Annotated in this window: 16 protein-coding genes and 1 riboswitch; of the genes, 6 read left to right on the top strand and 10 right to left on the bottom strand. The window is 72.7% G+C overall.

Annotation, left to right across the window (positions count from 1 at the left end; all coding sequences use genetic code 11):
* The 9 genes from cobI to ACIBVL_RS00325 all read right to left on the bottom strand — a co-directional run bounded on the left by cobI (position 1) and on the right by ACIBVL_RS00325 (position 12,663).
* Positions 1-765, bottom strand: coding sequence for a precorrin-2 C(20)-methyltransferase (gene cobI / locus ACIBVL_RS00365; RefSeq protein ID WP_399089314.1), 765 nt, complete (start codon positions 763-765; stop codon positions 1-3).
* Positions 750-2,114 (bottom strand): cobyrinate a,c-diamide synthase, encoded by a 1,365-nt coding sequence (locus ACIBVL_RS00360; RefSeq protein ID WP_399089311.1) that lies wholly within the window; start codon positions 2,112-2,114, stop codon positions 750-752. The genes cobI and ACIBVL_RS00360 overlap by 16 nt, the downstream gene beginning before the upstream one ends.
* Complete coding sequence (gene cobO / locus ACIBVL_RS00355) at positions 2,108-2,707, bottom strand: cob(I)yrinic acid a,c-diamide adenosyltransferase (protein WP_399089308.1); 600 nt, start codon at positions 2,705-2,707, stop codon at positions 2,108-2,110. The genes ACIBVL_RS00360 and cobO overlap by 7 nt, the downstream gene beginning before the upstream one ends.
* The gene (locus ACIBVL_RS00350) at positions 2,707-4,701 is read right to left on the bottom strand and encodes a putative cobaltochelatase (protein ID WP_399089305.1); all 1,995 of its coding nucleotides are present in this window, start codon (positions 4,699-4,701) and stop codon (positions 2,707-2,709) included. Before ACIBVL_RS00350 ends, cobO begins: the two co-directional genes overlap by 1 nt.
* Positions 4,698-8,354 carry a cobaltochelatase subunit CobN gene (cobN, locus tag ACIBVL_RS00345; RefSeq protein WP_399089302.1) on the bottom strand — a complete coding sequence of 1,219 codons (3,657 nt, stop codon included), beginning with the start codon at positions 8,352-8,354 and terminating at the stop codon, positions 4,698-4,700. Before cobN ends, ACIBVL_RS00350 begins: the two co-directional genes overlap by 4 nt.
* On the bottom strand, positions 8,351-9,859 hold the full coding sequence (locus ACIBVL_RS00340) for a cobyric acid synthase (RefSeq protein WP_399089299.1): 1,509 nt from the start codon (positions 9,857-9,859) through the stop codon (positions 8,351-8,353). The genes cobN and ACIBVL_RS00340 overlap by 4 nt, the downstream gene beginning before the upstream one ends.
* On the bottom strand, positions 9,856-10,797 hold the full coding sequence (locus ACIBVL_RS00335) for a cobalamin biosynthesis protein (RefSeq protein ID WP_399089296.1): 942 nt from the start codon (positions 10,795-10,797) through the stop codon (positions 9,856-9,858). Before ACIBVL_RS00335 ends, ACIBVL_RS00340 begins: the two co-directional genes overlap by 4 nt.
* 99 nt (positions 10,798-10,896) lie before the next feature.
* A riboswitch (cobalamin riboswitch) is annotated at positions 10,897-11,039 on the bottom strand.
* A 126-nt stretch (positions 11,040-11,165) separates the two neighbouring features.
* Complete coding sequence (locus ACIBVL_RS00330) at positions 11,166-11,387, bottom strand: hypothetical protein (protein ID WP_399089293.1); 222 nt, start codon at positions 11,385-11,387, stop codon at positions 11,166-11,168.
* 34 nt (positions 11,388-11,421) lie between these two features.
* Entirely contained in the window at positions 11,422-12,663 is a 1,242-nt protein-coding gene (locus ACIBVL_RS00325; protein ID WP_399089290.1) for an anion permease, read from the bottom strand.
* 286 nt (positions 12,664-12,949) lie between these two features.
* Between ACIBVL_RS00325 and ACIBVL_RS00320 the strand changes: the two genes are divergently transcribed.
* The 3 genes from ACIBVL_RS00320 (at position 12,950) to ACIBVL_RS00310 (ending at position 16,530) form a co-directional block, all read left to right on the top strand.
* Complete coding sequence (locus ACIBVL_RS00320) at positions 12,950-13,651, top strand: class II aldolase/adducin family protein (RefSeq protein ID WP_399089287.1); 702 nt, start codon at positions 12,950-12,952, stop codon at positions 13,649-13,651.
* Between the two features lie 135 nt (positions 13,652-13,786).
* Positions 13,787-14,923 carry an alpha/beta hydrolase family protein gene (locus ACIBVL_RS00315; protein WP_399089284.1) on the top strand — a complete coding sequence of 379 codons (1,137 nt, stop codon included), beginning with the start codon at positions 13,787-13,789 and terminating at the stop codon, positions 14,921-14,923.
* A gap of 170 nt (positions 14,924-15,093) precedes the next feature.
* Positions 15,094-16,530 carry a hypothetical protein gene (locus ACIBVL_RS00310; RefSeq protein WP_399089281.1) on the top strand — a complete coding sequence of 479 codons (1,437 nt, stop codon included), beginning with the start codon at positions 15,094-15,096 and terminating at the stop codon, positions 16,528-16,530.
* Positions 16,531-16,549: 19 nt separating this feature from the next.
* Here the strand turns inward: ACIBVL_RS00310 and ACIBVL_RS00305 are convergent, their stop codons facing one another.
* Positions 16,550-16,963 (bottom strand): VOC family protein, encoded by a 414-nt coding sequence (locus tag ACIBVL_RS00305; protein WP_399089278.1) that lies wholly within the window; start codon positions 16,961-16,963, stop codon positions 16,550-16,552.
* Positions 16,964-17,240: 277 nt separating this feature from the next.
* Here ACIBVL_RS00305 and ACIBVL_RS00300 point away from each other — a divergent pair, with 277 nt between their 5' ends.
* The 3 genes from ACIBVL_RS00300 to ACIBVL_RS00290 all read left to right on the top strand — a co-directional run bounded on the left by ACIBVL_RS00300 (position 17,241) and on the right by ACIBVL_RS00290 (position 20,329).
* Complete coding sequence (locus ACIBVL_RS00300) at positions 17,241-18,839, top strand: ABC-F family ATP-binding cassette domain-containing protein (RefSeq protein ID WP_399089275.1); 1,599 nt, start codon at positions 17,241-17,243, stop codon at positions 18,837-18,839.
* 348 nt (positions 18,840-19,187) lie between these two features.
* Positions 19,188-19,409, top strand: a complete 222-nt coding sequence (locus ACIBVL_RS00295) for a helix-turn-helix domain-containing protein (RefSeq protein ID WP_004002281.1) — start codon at positions 19,188-19,190, stop codon at positions 19,407-19,409.
* Positions 19,410-19,525: 116 nt separating this feature from the next.
* Complete coding sequence (locus ACIBVL_RS00290; protein ID WP_399089272.1) at positions 19,526-20,329, top strand: enoyl-CoA hydratase/isomerase family protein; 804 nt, start codon at positions 19,526-19,528, stop codon at positions 20,327-20,329.
* Position 20,330 lies beyond the last annotated feature (1 nt).

Raw genomic sequence — 20,330 nt, 5'->3', positions numbered from 1 at the left:
TCACAGCTTGCCGCCCCGCCCGCCCTCGCGCCGCGCGGGAGCGATGAGCGTGGAGAGGTAGGGCAGCGGCTCCCCGTCCAGCTCGGCGGCCGGCCGGATGGATTCCTCCGCCAGCCCGAGCGCCGACCCCCACACGGCGTCCCCGATCCGCCCGGTCTCCCGCAGCGCCTCGGCGACCTCGGCGGCCTGCCGCCCGAACTTGTACGCCACGACCGTTCCGGGCCCGGCCAGCGCGTCCTTCAGCACGGCGGACCCGGCGGTGACCGGCACGAGGGTCAGCGGTTCGGTGCCCTCGGTCAGCACGGCCCCGGAACGCGCCGCGAGATCCTGCATGGCGGTGATGCCCGGGACGGTCTCGATCGCCGTCCCCGGCACGAGCTCCACGACGGTCTGCGCGAGATAGGTGAAGGTCGAGTACACGTTCGGATCACCGATGGTCGCGAAGGCGACGGTCCCGTGCTCCCTCAGCAGCCCGGCGACCCGCTCCCCGGCCGCGTCCCAGGCGGCCTCCCGCCGCCCCTGGTCGGTCCGCTCGTTCAGCGCGAACACGACCCGGACGACCTTCTCCTGCGGCACGTAGTGCAGCACGGTCGCCTCGGCCCGCCCCCGCTCACCCCCGTCCTTTCCGTCGGGTGCGGCCATCACGGGTACGACGACGACATCGGAGGCCCGCAGGGCGTTGACCCCCTTGACGGTCACCAGCTCCGGATCACCCGGGCCGACCCCGACTCCGACCAGCCTGCTGTCGCTCATGACGTCCGGCACCTCTCCACGAACCGACGGGCCACACCGGGCTCGGCCGCCCAGTGGGTATGCAGATAGCTCGCGTGCACACTCTGTTGCACGAAGCCTTCGACCCGCCGGTCAGGGGCGCGCACGCCCCACGCGGGGGCCGCCCCGGCCCCCGGTTCGACGACGGTCCGGTGAAACTCGTGCCCCCGCATCCGCGTTCCGGCGACGGCCAGCACACTGTCGCTGACGGCGACGGCGTCCCGGTAGCCGAGGGTCAGCCGTTCACTCATCCGCGCGGTGGCCTCCAGCACACCGCACATGGGCCGGCCGTCCAGTTCCCGGCAGAGATAGAGCAGTCCGGCGCATTCGGCGGCCACCGGAGCACCACGGAGAGCGAGTGCGGCGATCGCCTTGCGCAGCGGCTCGTTGGCCGACAGCTCGGCGGCGTACACCTCGGGGAACCCGCCCCCGACGACCAGCCCGGCGGTCCCCTCCGGGAGGCTCTCGTCACGCAACGGATCGAAGGCGACGACCTCGGCACCGGCGGCGCGGAGCAGCTCGGTGTGCTCGGCGTAGGAGAAGGTGAACGCCTCCCCACCGGCCATGGCCACCACGGGCGTCGGGCCGTCGTCGGTGGGCGGGGCGACGGCCCCGGCCGTGTCCCAGGGCGCACTCGACAGCGCACCGGCACTGCGCGCCAGCGCCATCAGCGCATCCACGTCGCACCCTCGGTCGACCTGCGCCGCCATCGCCGCGACCGCCTCCACGGCTTCCCCCCGCCGTTCGGCGACGGGCACCAGCCCGAGATGCCGAGAGGGCGTGTCCACCTGCTGAGCCCGCCGCAGCGCACCCAGCACCGGCACCCCGGCCGAGTCCAACGCCTCCCGCAGCAGCTCCTCGTGCCGGTCCGAGGCGACCTTGTTCAGGATCACGCCCCCGACCCGCACCTCCGGATCCCAGGAGGCGAACCCGTGCACCAGCGCCGCCACCGACCGTGACTGCGACGAGGCGTCCACGACCAGCACCACCGGCGCCCGCAGCAGCTTCGCGACATGGGCGGTGGAGGCCAGTTCGCCCTCCCCCGCCGCCCCGTCGTACATCCCCATCACGCCCTCGACGACGGCGACGTCACAGCCGTGCGCACCGTGCGCGAACAGCGGACCGATCAGCTCCGGCCCGCACAGATACGCGTCGAGGTTGCGCCCCACCCGCCCGGTCGCGAGCGCGTGATACCCGGGGTCGATGTAGTCCGGCCCGACCTTGTGCGGGGACACGGCGAGCCCCCGCGCGGCGAGAGCGGCCATCAACCCCGTGGCGACGGTGGTCTTGCCGCTGCCCGAGCAGGGCGCGGCAATGACCAGCCGGGGCACAGAAGTCACCACTCGATGCCCCTCTGCCCCTTCTGCCCGGCGTCCATCGGGTGCTTGACCTTGGACATGTCGGTGACGAGGTCGGCGAAGTCCACCAGTTGCGCGGGCGCGTTCCGTCCGGTGATCACGACATGCTGGGTCCCGGGCCGGTCCCGCAGCACGGAGATCACCTCGTCCGTGTCGATCCACCCCCAGTGCATCGGGTAGGCGAACTCGTCGAGCACGTACAGCTGGTACGTCTCGGCCGCCAGGTCCCGCTTGACCTGCTCCCAGCCCTCCCGGGCCTTCTCCTCGTTGTCCATCTGGGCATCCCGCTGAACCCAGGACCACCCCTCGCCCATCTTGTGCCAGTCGACGGTCCCGCCCTCCCCGGACGCCCCCAGCACCCGCAGCGCGTTCTCCTCGCCGACCTTCCACTTCGCCGACTTGACGAACTGGAACACCCCGATCGGCCACCCCTGGTTCCAGGCCCGCAGCGCCAGCCCGAAGGCGGCGGTCGACTTGCCCTTCCCGATCCCCGTGTGCACGACCACAAGCGGCCGGTTCCGGCGCTGACGCGTCGTCAGTCCGTCGTCCGGCACCACACTCGGCTGTCCCTGAGGCATTACGCGACCCTCCTCTGTACGTCTTTCACCAGCCCGGCGATGCTGTCCGCCCGCAGCTCGTCCAACGTCACCGCCGTACCGCCGAGCTCACCCGCGAGCTGCCCGGCGAGCCCCAGCCGCACGGGCCCCGACTCGCAGTCCACCACCACGGAGGCGACCCCGTCGGCGGCGAACAGCCGCGCGGCCCGCCCGGCGAGCGCCACCGGCTCCGGACCCCCGGTGGCCCGGCCGTCCGTCACCACGACGACCAGCGCCCGCCGCGCCGGATCCCGCAGCCGCTCCACGCGCAGCACGTCGTGCGCCTTCAGCAGCCCGGCGGCGAGCGGCGTCCGCCCCCCGGTGGGCAGCGACTCCAGCCGGGCGGCGGCCGCGTCCACGGACGAGGTGGGCGGCAACGCCACATCGGCGCCCGCCCCCCGGAACGTCACGAGCCCCACCTTGTCGCGCCGCTGGTAGGCGTCGAGCAGCAGCGACAGCACAGCCCCCTTCACCGCGCTCATCCGCTGCCGGGCCGCCATGGACCCGGAGGCGTCCACGACGAACAGCACGAGGTTGCCCTCCCGCCCTTCCCGCGTCGCCTGCCGCAGATCGTCCCGCCGGACCACCAGCCCCGGCCCCGAGCGCCCCCGCGCCCGCTGATGCGGCGCGGCGGCCTGCACGGTGGCCGCCAGATGCAGCTTGGTCAGGGCGCCTCGCGGCCGCCGCGCACCCGTCGTCCGCCCGTGCTCGGTCCGGGCCCGCGACCGCCGCCCGGCGGCCCCCTCACCGATCCCGGGCACACTCAGCACCTTGGCCCGGAACGGCTCGGAGGCGCGTACGGCCGACTGCTCCGAAGCCCCCGACGCCTGCGGCTCGCCGCCCTCCCCGGCCTCGGGCCGCGCGCCCGTGTCACCGCCCTGCGGACCGGCGTCCGGCGCCGGCTGTCCGCCGCCTCCGCCGGGCCCGTCGCCGGGGTCGGTGTCGTCGGGGTCGGTGCCGTCCTCGCCGCTGAACTCCTCCAGCGTCTCGTCGAGCTTGTCCTCGTCCAGGCCCGGCGCGTCGAAGGGATTGCGGCGCCGGCGGTGCGGCAGCGCCAGCAGCGCGGCCTGCCGCACGTCCTCCGCGAGCACATCCGTCCGCCCGGCCCAGGCGGCCAGCGCGGTGGCGGTGCGCGCCATCACGATGTCGGCCCGCATGCCGTCCACCTCGAAGGCCGCACAGGTCGCCGCGATCTGCCGCAGCGCCCCGTCGCCCAGCCGCACCGACGGCAACAGCTCACGCGCCGCCACGATCCGCGCCCGTACGGCGGCCTCCTCGTCCGCCCACCGGGCCGCGAAGGCGGTCGGATCGTCGTCGTGGGCGAGCCTGCGCCGTACGACCTCCACCCGCTGGTCGGGCTCCCGCGAGGCGGCCACCTCCACGGTCAGCCCGAACCGGTCGAGCAACTGCGGCCGCAGCTCGCCCTCCTCGGGGTTCATGGTCCCCACGAGCAGGAACTTCGAGGCGTGCCGCACGGAGACACCCTCGCGCTCCACGTACGACGCGCCCATCGCCGCCGCGTCCAGCAGCAGGTCGACCAGGTGGTCGTGGAGGAGGTTGACCTCGTCGACGTAGAGGATCCCGCGGTGCGCGTCGGCCAGCAGTCCCGGCTCGAAGGCCTTCACGCCCTCGGCCAGCGCCCGCTCGATGTCCAGCGCGCCCACGAGCCGGTCCTCGGAGGCGCCCACCGGCAGCTCGACCATCCGCGCCGGGCGCGTCTCGAACGCCCCCGGTTCGTGCGGCCCGTCCGGGCACGCCGGGTCGGGGGAGGCGGGGTCGCAGGAGAACCGGCAGCCGGAGACGACGTCCAGCGTGGGCATCAGCGCCGAAAGGGCGCGCACCGCCGTGGACTTCGCGGTGCCCTTCTCACCACGGACCAGCACACCGCCCACCGCCGGCGACACGGCGTTCAGCAGCAGCGCGAGCCGCAGATCGTCCTGGCCGACGACGGCCGTGAACGGGAACGGGGTACTCACTTCTCGTCGCCCTCCAAGTCGCCTTCCAGCTCCAGGTAGGTGGCGCGCAGCCGCTCGAGCGTGTCGGCGTCCGGCTCGGCCCACAGCCCGCGGTCCGCGGCCTCGAGGAGCCGCTCCGTGATGCCCCGCAGCGCCCACGGGTTGGACTTCTTCATGAAGTCCCGGTTCTCCGCGTCGAAGACGTACTCGGCGCTGAGCTTCTCGTACATCCAGTCGTCGACCACGCCCGCCGTGGCGTCGTAGCCGAAGAGGTAGTCCACCGTCGCCGCCATCTCGAAGGCTCCCTTGTAGCCGTGCCGCCGCATGGCCGCCATCCAGCGCGGGTTGACCACCCGGGCGCGGAACACACGGTGCGTCTCCTCGCCCAGCGTGCGGGTCTTCACCTGGTCCGGTGTCGCGGAATCACCCACGTACGCCTCGGGGTTGGCGCCCGTCAGATGCCGCACCATCGCGACCATGCCGCCGTGGTACTGGAAGTAGTCGTCGGCATCGACGAGATCGTGCTCGCGCGTGTCGACGTTCTTGGCCGCCACGGCGATCCGCTTGAACGCCGTCTCCATGTCCCCGCGCGCGGCCCGCCCATCCAGCCCGCGCCCGTAGGCGTAGCCGCCCCAGACGGCGTACACCTCGGCGAGGTCGGCGTCCGAGCGCCAGTTGCGGGCGTCGATCAGCGGCAGCAGACCGGCTCCGTACGCCCCCGGCTTGGAGCCGAAGATACGGGCGGTGGCACGCCGTCGGTCGCCGTGTTCGGCGGTGTCCTCGTCGGCGTGGGCGCGGACGTAGTTCTGCTCGGCGGGCTCGTCCAGTTCGGCGACCTCGCGGACCGCGTCGTCGATCAGCCCGACCACGTGCGGGAACGCGTCCCGGAAGAAGCCGGAGATGCGGACCGTGACGTCGATGCGCGGCCGCCCCAGCTCGGCGAGCGGGATGATCTCGAAGCCCGTCACCCGGCGCGAGGCGTCGTCCCAGACCGGGCGGCAGCCCAGCAGCGCCAGGATCTCGGCGATGTCGTCGCCCTGCGTCCGCATGGCCGACGTCCCCCACACCGTCAGGCCGACGGACCTCGGGAAATCGCCGGTGTCCTGCAGATACCGCTGCACGAGGGAGTCGGCGAGCGACTGCCCGACCTCCCAGCTCAGCCTGGACGGGATGGCCTTGGGGTCGACGGAGTAGAAGTTCCGGCCGGTCGGGAGCACGTTGACCAGACCGCGCGTGGGGGAGCCGGAGGGACCGGCGGGCACGTAACCGCCGTCCAGCGCCTTGAGGATGTGCCCGATCTCGTCCGTCGTCCGGGCGAGCCTCGGCACCACCTCGTCGCACGCGAACTCCACCACCGCGACGGCGTCCGGCAGTTCGGCGCCGAGGACCTCACGCACGAGCGCGCGGCTCTCGGCGACCGCCCAGTCCCGCGCCTCCATGCCCTCCGCGACCCGCCGGCACAGCTGCTCCAGCAGATCGATCGCGTCCGCCGCCGTACGCGACGGTCCCTCGACGAGATCCGTCAGCTCCACCGGCACCTTCACGGGCGCACCCGGCTCGGCCAGCAACTCCTTCTCGTCGAGCCCGAAATGCGCCGCGAACGACGCCCTCAGCCCCGGCAGCGCGTTCGCCTGCCCGCCCCACACCTGCGAGGCGCGCAGCACGGCGAGCACGAGGTTCACACGCGGCTCACCGACCGGCCCGCCGCCCAGGATGTGCAGTCCGTCACGGATCTGCACGTCCTTGATCTCGCACAGATAGCCGTCGATGTGCATGACGAACTCGTCGAAGTCGTCGTCGCCCGGCTGCTCGTCGACATGCAGGTCGTGGTGGAGCTCGGCCGCCTTCACCAGCGTCCAGATCTGCGCGCGCACGGCCGGCGCCTTGACCGGGTCCAGGTCGGAGACGAGCGCGTACTCGTCGAGCAGCTGCTCCAGCTTCGCCAGATCGCCGTACGTGTCCGCCCGCGCCATCGGCGGCACCAGATGGTCGACGACCGTGGCGTGCCCGCGCCGCTTGGCCTGGGTGCCCTCCCCGGGGTCGTTGACGATGAACGGGTAGACGAGCGGCAGGTCGCCGAGGACGGCGTCCGGCGCACAGCTCCCCGAGAGTCCGAGGCCCTTGCCCGGCAGCCACTCCATCGTGCCGTGCTTGCCCATGTGCACGATCGCGTCGGCGCCGAAACTGTTCTCCAGCCACCGGTAGGCGGCCATGTAGTGGTGGGACGGCGGCATGTCGGGGTCGTGGTAGATCGCGATCGGGTTCTCGCCGAAGCCGCGCGGCGGCTGGATCATCACGACGACGTTCCCGAACCGGAGCGAGGCGAGCACGATGTCGTCCCCGTCGACGTACAGCGAGCCGGGCGGCTCGCCCCAGGCCTCCAGCATGGCTCCCCTGAGGTCCGGGTCGAGCTTGTCGAACCAGGCCCGGTAGTCCGCGAGCGGCACCCGTGCGGGCGCGGCGGCCAGTTGCTCCTCGGTCAGCCACTCGACGTCGTGCCCGCCGGCCGCGATGAGCCGGTGGATCAGCTCGTCGCCGTTGTCGGGGTACGCGGTGAGGCCGTATCCGGCCTGCTGGAGCGCGTCCAGGACCCGGACGGCCGAAGCGGGCGTGTCGAGGCCGACCGCGTTGCCGACCCGCGAGTGCTTGGTCGGGTAGGCGGTGAAGACGAGCGCGAGCTTCTTCTCGGCGTTCGCCTTGTGCTTCAACTGCGCGTGCCGTACGGCGATTCCGGCGACGCGCGCGGATCGCCCGGGGTCGGCGACGTACACCGGGACGTCGTCGGGACCCTGCTCCTTGAAGGAGAAGGGGACGGTGATGAGCCGCCCGTCGAACTCGGGGATCGCGACCTGCATCGCCGCGTCCATGGGGGAGAGCGCGGCGTCGGACTCGTCCCAGGCCGCATGCGACGAGGTGAGGCAGAGCCCTTGCAGCACCGGCACGTCGAGCTCCGCGAGCGCCCCGATGTCCCAGGCCTCCTCGTCGCCGCCCGCCGAGGCCTGCGAGGCGTGCGTGCCGCCGGCGGCGAGGACGGTGGCGACCAGGGCGTCGGAGCGGCCGAGGATCTCGTACAGGCCGGCGTCCGCCCCGCGCAGCGAACCGCAGTAGACGGGAAGGGCGTTGGCGCCGCGCGCCTCGATCGCGTCGCACAGCGTGTCCACGAAGGCGGTGTTGCCGCTCAGCTCATGGGCCCGGTAGAAGAGCACACCGACGGTCGGCCGGCCCTCGACCAGGTCTCGCTCGCCGTGGACGCCGTACTCGGGCATCTTCTGCGGCTCGACGAACCCCTCACCCGTCAGCAGCACGGTGTCGGAGAGGAACCGCGCCAGCTCGGTCAGGTTGGCGGGCCCGCCCTCGACGAGGTACTTGAGCGCCTCCGCCACCACACCGGCAGGCACCGACGACTCGGCCATCAGCTCGGCGTCCGGCACGGCCTCGCCGCCCAGCAGCACGGTCGGGATCCCGGATGCCCGCAGCGCGGCCAGACCGTCCTCCCAGGCCCGCTTCCCGCCGAGCAGCCGTACGACGGCGATGTCCGCGCCGTCGAGGAGAGCGGGCAGCTCGTCCTCGACGCCGACGCGGGCCGGGTTGCCGATCCGGTAGTCGCAGCCGGAAGCGGCCCGGGCCGCCAGCAGATCGGTGTCGGCGGTCGACAACAACAACACTGTGCTCATGCGGGCGCTCCCGGTGGAATGAAAGGCAGTCCTTGCGGCGCGCCCGACTCGATGAGCCGCCAGAGCGCGTCGGTGTCCGCGTGCTGTTCGATCAGGTCGCCGAGCCGGTCGAGCTGCTCCTCGCGCAGCGCGGCGAAGGAGGTGTCGGGGGCCGGAACGAACCGGCGGCCCGCGGCGGCGGCCACCTCGCGCAGAAACGCGCGCCGGAACCCGTCCGACTCCAGCGAGCCGTGCCAGTGAGTGCCCCAGGTCTGACCGACCCGGCACCCGTCCAGGAAGGGATCCCCTCCTGTGATCTCGGCGACTCCGTGATGGATCTCGTAGCCCTCGACCCGCTCGCCGAGGGCTTCCCCCACCGGCCGCGTGAGGGTCTTCTCCCGGGCGAACCGCACCCGGACGGGGAGGACGCCGAGCCCGTCCACATGGCCCTGCCGGCTCTCGACCTCGTCCTCGATGTGCTCGCCGAGGATCTGGAAGCCACCGCAGATGCCGAGCACGGGCCGCTGTTCGGCGGCCCTGTGCCGCAGAGCGTCGGCCAGCCCGCGTTCCCGCAGCCACTCCAGGGCCCGCACGGTGCCCCGGGTCCCCGGAACGACGACGAGGTCGGCGTCGGCCAGTTCCTCGGGCCGGTCCACGAAGCGCACGACCACGCCGGGTTCGGCGGCGAGCGCGTCCACGTCGGTGAAGTTGGACATGAGCGGTATGGCGCACACGGCGACCCGCAGCACGTCCTCCCCCACGGGCGGGGAGACGCTGGACTCCCTGACGGTCCCCCGCAGGGACACCCGCAGTCCGTCCTCCTCGTCGATCCCGAGCCCGTGCCGGAACGGCAGCACCCCGTACGTCCGCCGCCCGGTGAGGCCGTGCAGCATGTCGAGCCCGGGCTCCAGCAGGGAGACGTCCCCCCGGAACTTGTTGACGAGGAACCCGGCCACCAGCGCCTGGTCCTCGGGGGAGAGCAGCGCGACGGTCCCGAAGAAGGAGGCGAAGACGCCGCCGCGGTCGATGTCCCCGACGACGAGCACGGGCAACCCGGCATTGCGGGCGATCCCCATGTTCACGATGTCGGTCCGCCGGAGATTGATCTCGGCGGGAGAACCGGCCCCCTCACAGATCACCGCGTCATACGTGCCCCGCAACCGGGCGAGGCAGTCGAGCACGGTCCCGAGCAGTTTCTGCTGCCGCCCCCCGTGATACCCACGGGCACTGAGTTCCCCGACGGGCTTCCCGAGCAGCACCACCTGGCTGCTCTGCTCGCCACCGGGCTTGAGCAGCACGGGATTCATCAACGCGGTCGGCTCGATCCGGCAGGCCTGCGCCTGCATGGCCTGCGCCCGCCCGATCTCGGCGCCTTCGCGCGTGACGAACGAGTTCAGGGACATGTTCTGCGCCTTGAAGGGCGCGACCTTCACACCCTGCCGGACCAGCCACCGGCAGATCCCGGCCGTGACGACGCTCTTGCCGGCGTCGGAGGTGGTGCCGGCGACGAGGAGACCCCCGCTCATGCCCTGTGCCCCCTGATGATGAGGCGCCCGGCGACGCAGACGCCGAGCGCGAGCAGACCGACGCGCCGGGAGAGCCGTACGGCCCGCTCGATGTCGCCCGTGGCGACCGCGCGTCCTTCCCGGTTGAGCACGGGCCGGTGTTCCACCCGGCCGCCGTACGCCAGCGTCCCGCCCAGCCGCAGCCCGAGGGCCCCGGCGAACGAGGCCTCGACGGGGCCGGCGTTGGGGCTGGGGTGCCTGCGCGCGTCCGCGCGCCAGACCCGCAGGGCCCCCCGGGGATCGTCCCCGGCCGTGGCGGCGAGTACGGCGGTCAGTCGTGCCCCCGGCCACCCGGCGAGGTCGTCGAGCCGGGCGGAGGCCCACCCGAACCGCCGGTAGCGGGCCGACTTGTGACCGACCATCGCGTCGAGGGTGTTGACGGCACGGAATCCGAGCAGCCCCGGCACGCCGCCCACGGCGCCCCACACCAGGGCCCCCACGACGGCGTCGGAGGTGTTCTCGGCGACGGACTCGACGACGGCCCGCGCCATCCCGTCGGCGTCCAGCGTCTGCGGGTCCCGCCCGCACAGATGAGGCAGCCGAGCCCGCGCGCCCTCGACGTCCCCCGCGTCGAGGGCCCGCCCGATGAGCCGGGCCTCGCGCGCGAGCGAAGTTCCCCCGACGACGGCCCAGGTGGCGGCGGCGGTGAGGGCGAGGGAGGCGGCCGCGGAGGGGCGTACGGCTCGTCGGGCGAGGACCCCCAGAGCCACGACCCCACCGGCGCACACGGCGGTGTGGACGGCCCCCCACCCCCGGTGATCCCGCCACAGCACCCGCTCCACGGCACCGGCGGCCCGCCCGAACGCGGCGACCGGATGCGCCCGGCGGGGATCGCCGAGGATCAGGTCACCGAGCAGGCCGGCGGCGGCGCCGTACGCGTAGAGGCGATCGGCACGCATCGGCTCAGCCGGCCGTGGGGTCGGGCAGCGAGCTGGTGCTGTACCTCAACGGCCGTGCGAGCATGGCGATATGTCCTCACTCAGGGTGTCCACGCCCTGGTTCGACGAGACCGGCGGTGAGAGTTCCTGGCTCCCGGGGGTGTCTACCCCGGTGACAGTGGCGGGACCGCGCCGGATTCACACCGGCTTCCTCTCCTGCCGCCGTACATGGCTCCGGCAGTCCACCACGCCCCCGGAAGGGCCGTCAACTTGCCGTTGACCTGCGGGGCTGGAGTGTGCTGAGCCCCACACAGGGGTGGTTCGCGAGGCCACAAAAAGAGGGTGTGGGACGGAGGTCCGTCCCACACCCGGGGTGTTCGAGTCGGCGGTCAGGCCACGATCAGCGAGATGCCGTACGCCACCGCCGCCGCGCACGCCGCGAAGCAGGCGTACGCGCCGGTCACCGCGAGGGCGGCCGAGCCGCCCTGTTCGGCGGCGCGTTCCTGGCGGGACAGGCCCATGACGCCGAGGGTGAAGAGGGCCACCAGGGCCACGGTGACCACGAGGCTGACGCCGAAGACGGAGCCCAGGGCCGCCCAGTCGATCTTCATGCTGGTTCTCTTCCTTCGTACCGGGTGCGCGGGCTCAGACCGCGGGGGCGGTGGGCTCGGCCGCCGTCGCGGCGGCGGCCGGGGACGGGATGGTGGCCGTCAGGTCCTCGGCGACCGTGCCCGCCGGAGGCGGGGTGACGGCCGCGATCGCCGTGGTGACCACGCCCGCCGGCTCCTCGGTCTCGTTGACGTTGGACGCGTCCACGACCTCGCGGCGGGAGATCTTCCAGATCGCCGCGCTGGAGGCGACGAGGAAGACCGCGACGAGCGCCGTGCCCCAGTCGCCCAGGTTCGTGACCGACTCGGCCAGCGCGCCCACCAGGGCCGCCGCCGGGAGCGTGAGGCCCCAGGCCACGAACATGCGGGTCGCCGTCGACCAGCGGACCACACCGCCCTTGCGGCCCAGGCCCGCGCCCATCACCGAACCGGAGACCGAGTGGGTGGTGGAGAGGGAGAAACCGAGGTGGGAGGAGGCCAGGATGACCGTCGCCGCGCTGGTCTGGGCGGCGAAGCCCTGCTGCGGCTGGAGGTCGGTCAGGCCCTTGCCCATGGTGCGGATGATGCGCCAGCCGCCGAGGTAGGTGCCGAGCGCGATGGCCAGACCCGCGGAGAGGATGACCCAGGTGGGCGGGTCGGAGTCGGGGGCGACGGCACCGCCGGCGACCAGGGCGAGGGTGATGATGCCCATCGTCTTCTGCGCGTCGTTCGTGCCGTGCGCGAGGGAGACCAGGCCGGCCGAGGCGATCTGGCCCGCGCGGTAGCCCCTGTCCGCGGCCTTGCCGTCGGCCTTCTTGCCGAGGGTGTAGGAGAGGCGGGTCGCGAGCATCGCGGCGACGCCCGCCACGATCGGGGCCGCGACCGCCGGGATCAGGACCTTGGTGACCAGGACGTCACCGTGCACCGCGCCCATGCCGGCCGAGGCGATGGTGGCGCCGATCAGACCGCCCATGAGGGCGTGGGAGGAACTGGAGGGCAGGCCCACCAGCCAGGTCAGCAGGTTCCAGAGGATCGCGCCGACCAGGGCGGCGAAGATGACCTCGGGACGGATGCCGGTCTCGTCGACGAGACCCTTGGAGATCGTATTGGCGACCTCCACGGAGAGGAAGGCGCCCACAAGGTTCAGCACGGCGGACATGACCACCGCGACCTTGGGCTTGAGTGCACCGGTCGAGATGGTCGTGGCCATCGCGTTGGCGGTGTCGTGGAAACCGTTCGTGAAATCGAACGCGAGTGCGGTTACCACCACAATCGCGAGGATCAGCGAGAAGTTTTCCATTTACCCAGGCAATCGTTCGAAGTCATTGGCATGTTGAAGGTAGGTAACCTGAGTGAACGGAAGGTGAACTGAGGTGGGCGTGAGGGTGTCTGATTGTGGGCGCCGTCACTCAATTCCGAACGGCTGCCACACGCCGCCCGGTCAGGCGCCCCCCGACGGGCGATCCGCAGGGCGTGGTCGTCCGCGACGGCGAGGCTGCCGCTGTGCGGACTTTCACAGGGCCGGCTTCCGGCCATCGGCGCCCCCCTCGCCGGCCCGTCCCGCCGTCCCCTGGCAGGATCGGGGCATGGCTGAGCAGCGGCGCGACGGACGGGAGGCCCGGGACCTCCGGGACGGCACGCGGGATGCGGCGGAGGCGCGGGCCTGGGAGGCGCTCGTGGCGACGGCCCGCCGCACCGTCACCGACGGCCTGGTCGTCGGCACCTCCGGCAACGTCTCCGTACGCGTCGGCGACATCGTGCTGGTGACGCCGTCGGGCGTGCCCTACGACCGCCTCGCTCCCGACGACCTCACGGGCGTCGACCTCGCGGGCCGGCAGGTGCTCGGCACCCTCGTCCCGACCAGCGAGCTCCCCATGCACCTCGCCGTCTACCGTCATACCGACGCCCGCGCCATCGTCCACACGCACGCGGTGCACGCCACCGCCGTCTCCACGCTCGTCCCCGAGCTCCCGTCCGTCCACTACATGGCGGGCGCGCTGGGCGGGCCCGTCCGGGTAGCCCCCTACGCGACGTACGGAACCGAGGAGTTGGCCCAGAACACCCTGCGCGCCCTGGCCGACCGCACCGGCTGCCTCCTCCAGAACCACGGCACCCTCACCTACGGCACCACCCTCGACCAGGCGTTCGACCGCACGGCCCAACTGGAGTGGATGTGCCACCTCTGGCTGACCGCCTCCTCCGTGCCGGGCCTGACCCCCACCCTCCTGACGGACCAGCAGGTGGCGGAGGCGGGGGAGCGCCTACGGGGCTACGGCCAGCAGGGCTGAAGGGAATCTCCCGGGCCGGCACCCAGTCACGACAGCGCACCCCGGCGGTGCCGAACCTGCCGCACCACCCCGCCGTCACCACCCCCGCCCCCGCCACCACTGGCCCTCGCGAGGGATGGCCAGGACACTGGACGGGTGCGCACTGTCACAGCGACGGCCGCCGCCGTCACCGCAGCCCTGGCCGCCGGCGCCGCCAGTGTCGCCGCCGGCCGGTTCGCCAGCGACGCCGCGCTCAAGGCGCCGCCCGGCCGGCCCCTGCCCACCGAACCCCGCCTCACCGTGCACGGCACCGCCGCCGGCCAGGTGACCCTCACCCGCCACCTCGCCGCCCTGCGCCCCGGCACCTACGGCCTCTCCGGCAACGGCTCCCACGCGGTCGTCGGCCCCGTCCTCACCCATGCCCCCCACTCCGCCGACACCGTCGTACGCCGCCTCGAACGCGTCACGCACGGCACCCTGAACCCCGGCGACGCGGTCTGGCTCACCCCCAACCTGTACGTCGGCAACCCCCGCGACACCCTCGGCCTGGACCACACCGACGTCGAGGTACCCGGCGAGCTCGGCACCCTGCCCGCCTGGTTCGTCCCCGCCGCCCGCCGCACCTGGGTGATCGCCGCGCACGGCCTGGGAGCCACCCGCGAACACGCCCTGAACCTCCTGGCGTTCCTGCACCAGCGCCGCTTCCCCGTGCTCGCCCTCTCCTACCGCGGCGACCTCGGCGCCCCCCGCCCCCCGGACGGCCTGAACCACCTCGGCCAGACCGAGTGGCGCGACCTGGACGCGGCGATGCGCCACGCCGTCCGCCACGGCGCCGAACGTGTCGTCCTGTTCGGCTGGTCCACCGGCGCCACCATGGCCCTGCGTGCCGTCGCCCACTCCGGACTGCGCGACCTCGTCTCAGGGCTCGTCCTGGACTCCCCGGTGCTGAACTGGCAGTCGACCCTGCGCGCCCTCGCCACCGCCCGGCACACCCCCGGCGTCCTGCTGCCGCTCGCCGTCCGCGCCGCCCAGGGCCGCACCGGTCTGCACGGCGCCACGGACGGCCGGGGCGACGAGATCGCCGATCCGGCCCGGCTGACCGTCCCGACGCTGCTCTTCCACGGCCCCGACGACACCGTCGCCCCCTGGGACGTCTCCCGCCGCCTCGCCGCCCGCCGCCCCGACCTCGTCACCCTCCACACCGTCGCCCAAGCCCCGCACGGCGCCATGTGGAACGCCGACCCCGCGGCCTACGAGGAGGTGCTCCGCCGCTTCCTCACCCCGCTCAGCTGAACCTCGCCGTAGCCCTGTGCCACACCGGCCGCGAGAGTTCCGTTTAAGCCCGTACCACTGGCCTGAACCCACCTCCTCGCCGCTCTCCGCACCCCGTGCGTTGGCCAGTCCCCTGGCCCGCCGTGACATTCCGTTTGGGTTTTCGGACCGTCAACCGGAAGACTGCACCCGTGACGTCCCGTATCCCGCGCGACTCCAGGCTTCGACTCGTCCGCCCGCGACCCCTGGCCGCCGCCCCCACAGCAGTGAACCAGCGGCGCCCGCGCCGCCCCGCGCCCCGCCCTCCGGAGGGCACCCCGGCCCCGGCGGAGCTGGCCAGAATGGCACGCTCAGGTCTGGCCGCCGCGGCCCGTGTCGCCCGCTGGGCCGACAACGCCCTCGGCCCCGGCCGTGACGCCGCGACCACCGACGGCAAGGCCACCCTCTCCGACGCGACCGCCGAACGCGCGGCCGGCGATCTGGGCCTGACCCCCGATCAGGTCCGCGCCGACTGGGACACCGCCCGGCTGGCCGGTCTCGTCGAGGTGCACGGCGACAGCGCCCGCCCCGGCTGGCGGCTGCGCGCCTGGGACCGCGACGACAGCGCCGTACTGCGCGGCTGGGTCGCCCTCTTCGACGCATGGTCGCTCGCCACCCCGGAGCCCGCCGACGAGGAGCCCGCCACCGTCGCCGAGGTCGTCTCGGCCATGCCCCAGGTGCTCTCCTTCCTCCAGCTGTCCGCCGGGCCCGTCCCCGTGGACCAGCTCCTGGACCTGCTGCGCCAGCGCGTCACCGAACTGCGCACCGAGCGCTGCGAGGTCCCCTACGCCGCCGACGCGGCCGGTCCCCCGGCCCCCACCACCTCCGAGCCCTCCGCCGACGCCGACCCGGCGGAGCCCGCCCAGGACGCCGAACTCGCCCCCCTCCTCGACTGGGCCCTGCACGCCCTCGCCTCCGTGGGCGCCCTCACCTGCGGCGACGGCCAGGCCACCCTCACCCCGCTCGGCAACTGGGCGGTCTGGGTCAAGCTGGAGCAGATCTGCGTCGCCGCGCAGAGCCCCGCCGGCAACATCGAGCAGGCCGCCGAGGACATGCTCCGCGGCTGCGCCCAGCTCCGCCCCAACGCGGCCCGCGCCGAGTACCGGGCCTGGCTCGCCGCCCGCCCCGTCGGCAGCGCCGTCACCGAGCTCCTGGTCGCCGCCCGCGGCGAGGACGCCCTCCTGCGCGGGCTGGCCTTCGAGGCGCTGCGCGTGGTCGGGGCCCCCGCCGAGCCCGACGTACGGGCCGTCGTCGACGAGCCGGCCCTGCGGCCCTATGCCCTCCTCTGGCTCGCCGAGCACGACGGCGTCGACCCCGAGGACGCGCACGAGGTGCTCACCCGCGAGGAGGCCACCTGGCTGTGGGTCGACACGGCCGCAGCCGTCGCCGACCACGGCGAGGCCCCGATGCTCGTACGCCACCTGGAGTCCGCGCTGCAGCCGACCGTGCCCGCGCTGCTGGCCGAGGTCCGGGCCGTCGGACACCCGCGCACCGTGCAGGTGCTGGTGGCGCTCGCGGCCGCGCACCCCGACCCGGCGCTGGCCAAGGCCGTCCGCCGGGCCGCCTTCCAGGTGCACACCGGGGGCTGAGCCCCCGGTCCCCGGGCCGTCAGCCCTGTATGTCCGGGGCGTACGTGCCGAAGCTCCAGATGTTGCCCTCGAGGTCCCGGGCCATGTAGTCGCGGGAGCCGTAGTCCTGGTCCGTCGGCGGCATCAGGATCTCCGCGCCGTGCTCCACGGCCCGCCGGTGGTGGGCGTCGACGTCGTCCACCACGACGTACACCCCGGACGGCCCCGCGTCCTTCATCACGGTGTCGAAGAGACCGCCGCGGCCCTTCGAGCCGAGCATCACCGCGCCGTTGCCCTGCACCAGCTCGGCGTGCATCACCGAGCCGCCCTCACCCTCGTACACCGACAGCTCCGTGAATCCGAAGGCCTCCGTGAGCTGCCGGATCGCCGCCTTCGCGTCGGCGTACAGCACCGTCGGACAGATGCTCGGACGGGTGCCGTTCGTGCCTGCCATGCCGACCACTCCCTTGTGATCACAGCGGAAGAACCGCAGAGGGACCGCGGAAGAACCGCGGAGAAATCGCGGGAAATTCACCCACGGCCCAGTCTCGCAGCGACCACTGACAACGCCCTTCGGACCGAAGCCCGGCAAGATCGAACACCCGATCGCAGAAAAAGTGCTTGCACGGGGCCGTTAGAATGGCCTCATGGCCATTCTCCTCGCGCATTAGACGGCGGGAACGTCCTCAGCCGCCCAACCCCCGCCACCGACCCCGCACAGGAGTCTGACCGTGATCTCCGCCTCCGGCATCGAGCTGCGCGCCGGTGCCCGCATCCTCATCGAGAGCGCCTCCTTCCGTGTCGCCAAGGGCGACCGCATCGGCCTGGTCGGGCGCAACGGAGCGGGCAAGACGACCCTGACCAAGGTCCTGGCGGGCGAGGGCATCCCGGCCGCCGGCCAGGTCACCCGCTCCGGCGAGGTCGGCTATCTCCCGCAGGACCCCCGCACCGGCGACCTCGACGTCCTCGCCCGCGACCGCATCCTCTCCGCGCGCGGCCTCGACGTGCTGATCCGCAAGATGCGCGAGAACGAACAGCGGATCGCCAACGGCCAGGGAAGCACCCGCGAGAAGGCGCTTCGGCAGTACGAGCGCCAGGAGACGGAGTTCCTCACCAAGGGCGGGTACTCCGCCGAGGCCGAGGCCGCCACCATCGCCGCCGCGCTGAATCTGCCCGACCGCGTGCTCGGCCAGCCGCTGCACACGCTCTCCGGCGGTCAGCGCCGCCGCGTCGAACTGGCCCGCATCCTGTTCTCCGACGCGGACACGCTCCTGCTCGACGAGCCGACCAACCACCTCGACGCCGACTCGATCGTCTGGCTGCGGGACTACCTCAAGACCTACCGCGGCGGCTTCATCGTCATCAGCCACGACGTCGACCTGGTCGAGACGGTCGTCAACAAGGTGTTCTACCTGGACGCCAACCGCTCCCAGATCGACGTCTACAACATGGGCTGGAAGCTCTACCAGCAGCAGCGCGAGGCCGACGAGAAGCGCCGCAAGCGCGAGCGGCAGAACGCCGAGAAGAAGGCCGCCGCCCTGCACTCGCAGGCCGACAAGATGCGCGCCAAGGCCACCAAGACCGTCGCCGCGCAGAACATGGCCAAGCGGGCCGACCGGCTGCTCGCCGGACTCGAGGCGGTCCGGGTGTCCGACAAGGTCGCCAAGCTCCGCTTCCCGGAGCCCGCGCCCTGCGGCAAGACCCCGCTGATGGCCGAGGGCCTGTCGAAGTCGTACGGCTCGCTGGAGATCTTCACCGACGTCGACCTCGCCATCGACAAGGGCTCCCGCGTCGTCATCCTCGGCCTGAACGGCGCCGGCAAGACCACCCTGCTGCGCCTGCTGGGCGGCGTGGAGCAGCCCGACACCGGCGAGGTCCGCCCCGGCCACGGCCTCAAGCTCGGCTACTACGCCCAGGAGCACGAGACCCTCGACCCGGAGCGCACGGTCCTGGAGAACATGCGCTCCGCCGCCCCCGACATGGACCTCGTCGAGGTCCGCAAGGTGCTCGGCTCGTTCCTGTTCTCGGGCGACGACGTCGACAAGCCCGCCGGCGTCCTCTCCGGCGGCGAGAAGACCCGCCTCGCCCTGGCCACCCTCGTGGTCTCCTCGGCGAACGTCCTGCTCCTCGACGAGCCCACCAACAACCTCGACCCGGCCAGCCGCGAGGAGATCCTGGGCGCGCTGCGCACCTACAAGGGCGCGGTCGTCCTCGTCACCCACGACGAGGGCGCCGTGGAGGCGCTCCAGCCGGAGCGGATCATCCTGCTGCCCGACGGCGTCGAGGACCTGTGGGGCGCCGACTACGCGGATCTCGTCGCCCTGGCGTGATCGAATGCGTGATCCACGGTGTTGGATCATCCGCATGGATCATTCGGCCTACCGGTGATCCACCATCTGTGTGAGATCTCCTCGTATCGAGGTGTGTCCTACATCCATTTCCCGGCCGATCCCTTTGTCGACAAGGGATCGGCCGTCGCGCGTCTCTGACCTGCAACTTTCGCACAACAACCCGTTCGGCCGTACGAACACCCCCGGGTGGAATCACAGATTCCACTTGTGGGGACGCGCTCCTGTCGTCAAAACCGTGTCTTACGGACCTTGCCGAATGGGTGGCCATCGCGCGCCGGAGGGGTGATCATGAGGGGACCAGAGCGCACTTCCCATGAGGAGGCACGGGTGGCCGAGACTCTGAAGAAGGGCAGCCGGGTGACCGGCGCCGCGCGCGACAAGCTCGCGGCAGACCTGAAGAAGAAGTACGACTCCGGTGCGAGCATCCGGGCACTGGCCGAGGAAACCGGCCGCTCGTATGGCTTCGTACACCGGATGCTCAGTGAGTCGGGCGTCACGCTCCGTGGGCGTGGCGGGGCGACGCGAGGCAAGAAGGCCGCCTCGTCCTGACGCGGGCGGCCCACCGGCTTCGATGGTGCCACCCGGTCGGTCGTCCGATCGGCCGGGTGGTTACTGTGCAGTCACTTAGCTGACCGCTGACTGACCGCACGCATCGGAGGCGCCCCATGGCCACGCCCGACCAGGAACTCGTTCCCCTGCTCGACAAGGACGGCGTACGGCTCACCGTCGACGACGCGCTCGCCACGGTGACGCTGACCAACCCGGCCAAGCGCAACGCGCAGAGCCCCGCGATGTGGCGGGCGCTCGCCCAGGCCGGACGGCAGCTGCCGGGATCCGTCCGTGTGGTCGTGCTGCGCGGCGAGGGCAAGTCCTTCTCCGCCGGCCTCGACCGGCAGATGTTCACGCCCGAGGGGATCGAGGGCGAACCGTCCTTCATCGATCTCGCGCGCCGTGGCGACGCCGAACTCGACTCCGCCATCGCCGAGTTCCAGGAGGGCTTCACCTGGTGGCGACGCAACGACGTGGTGTCCGTCGCCGCCGTCCAGGGCCATGCCATCGGCGCGGGCTTCCAGCTGGCGCTCGCCTGTGACGTGCGCGTCGTGGCCGACGACGTGCAGTTCGCCATGCGCGAGACCAGCCTCGGGCTCGTACCGGACCTGACGGGCACGCATCCTCTCGTCTCCCTCGTCGGCTACGGCCGTGCGGCCGAGATCTGCCTGACCGGGCGGTTCGTGGGCGCCGAGGAGGCGGTGAACTCCGGCCTGGCCAACCTCGCCGTACCGGCGGCGGAACTCGACGCGGCGGCCCACGACTTGGCCGCCGCGATTCTGGCCGCGCCGCGCGAGGCCGTCATCGAGACCAAGGCGTTGCTGCGCGGCGCCGGGGACCGTACGTACGACGAGCAGCGCGCCGCCGAACGTGCCGCGCAGACGCGTCGGCTGCGGGACCTGGCCGGCCTCGGCGAGTGAC

The sequence above is a fragment of the Streptomyces sp. NPDC049687 genome (assembly GCF_044465285.1).
GTDB lineage: Bacteria > Actinomycetota > Actinomycetes > Streptomycetales > Streptomycetaceae > Streptomyces.
This window is presented reverse-complemented; position numbering and strand designations above follow the sequence as displayed.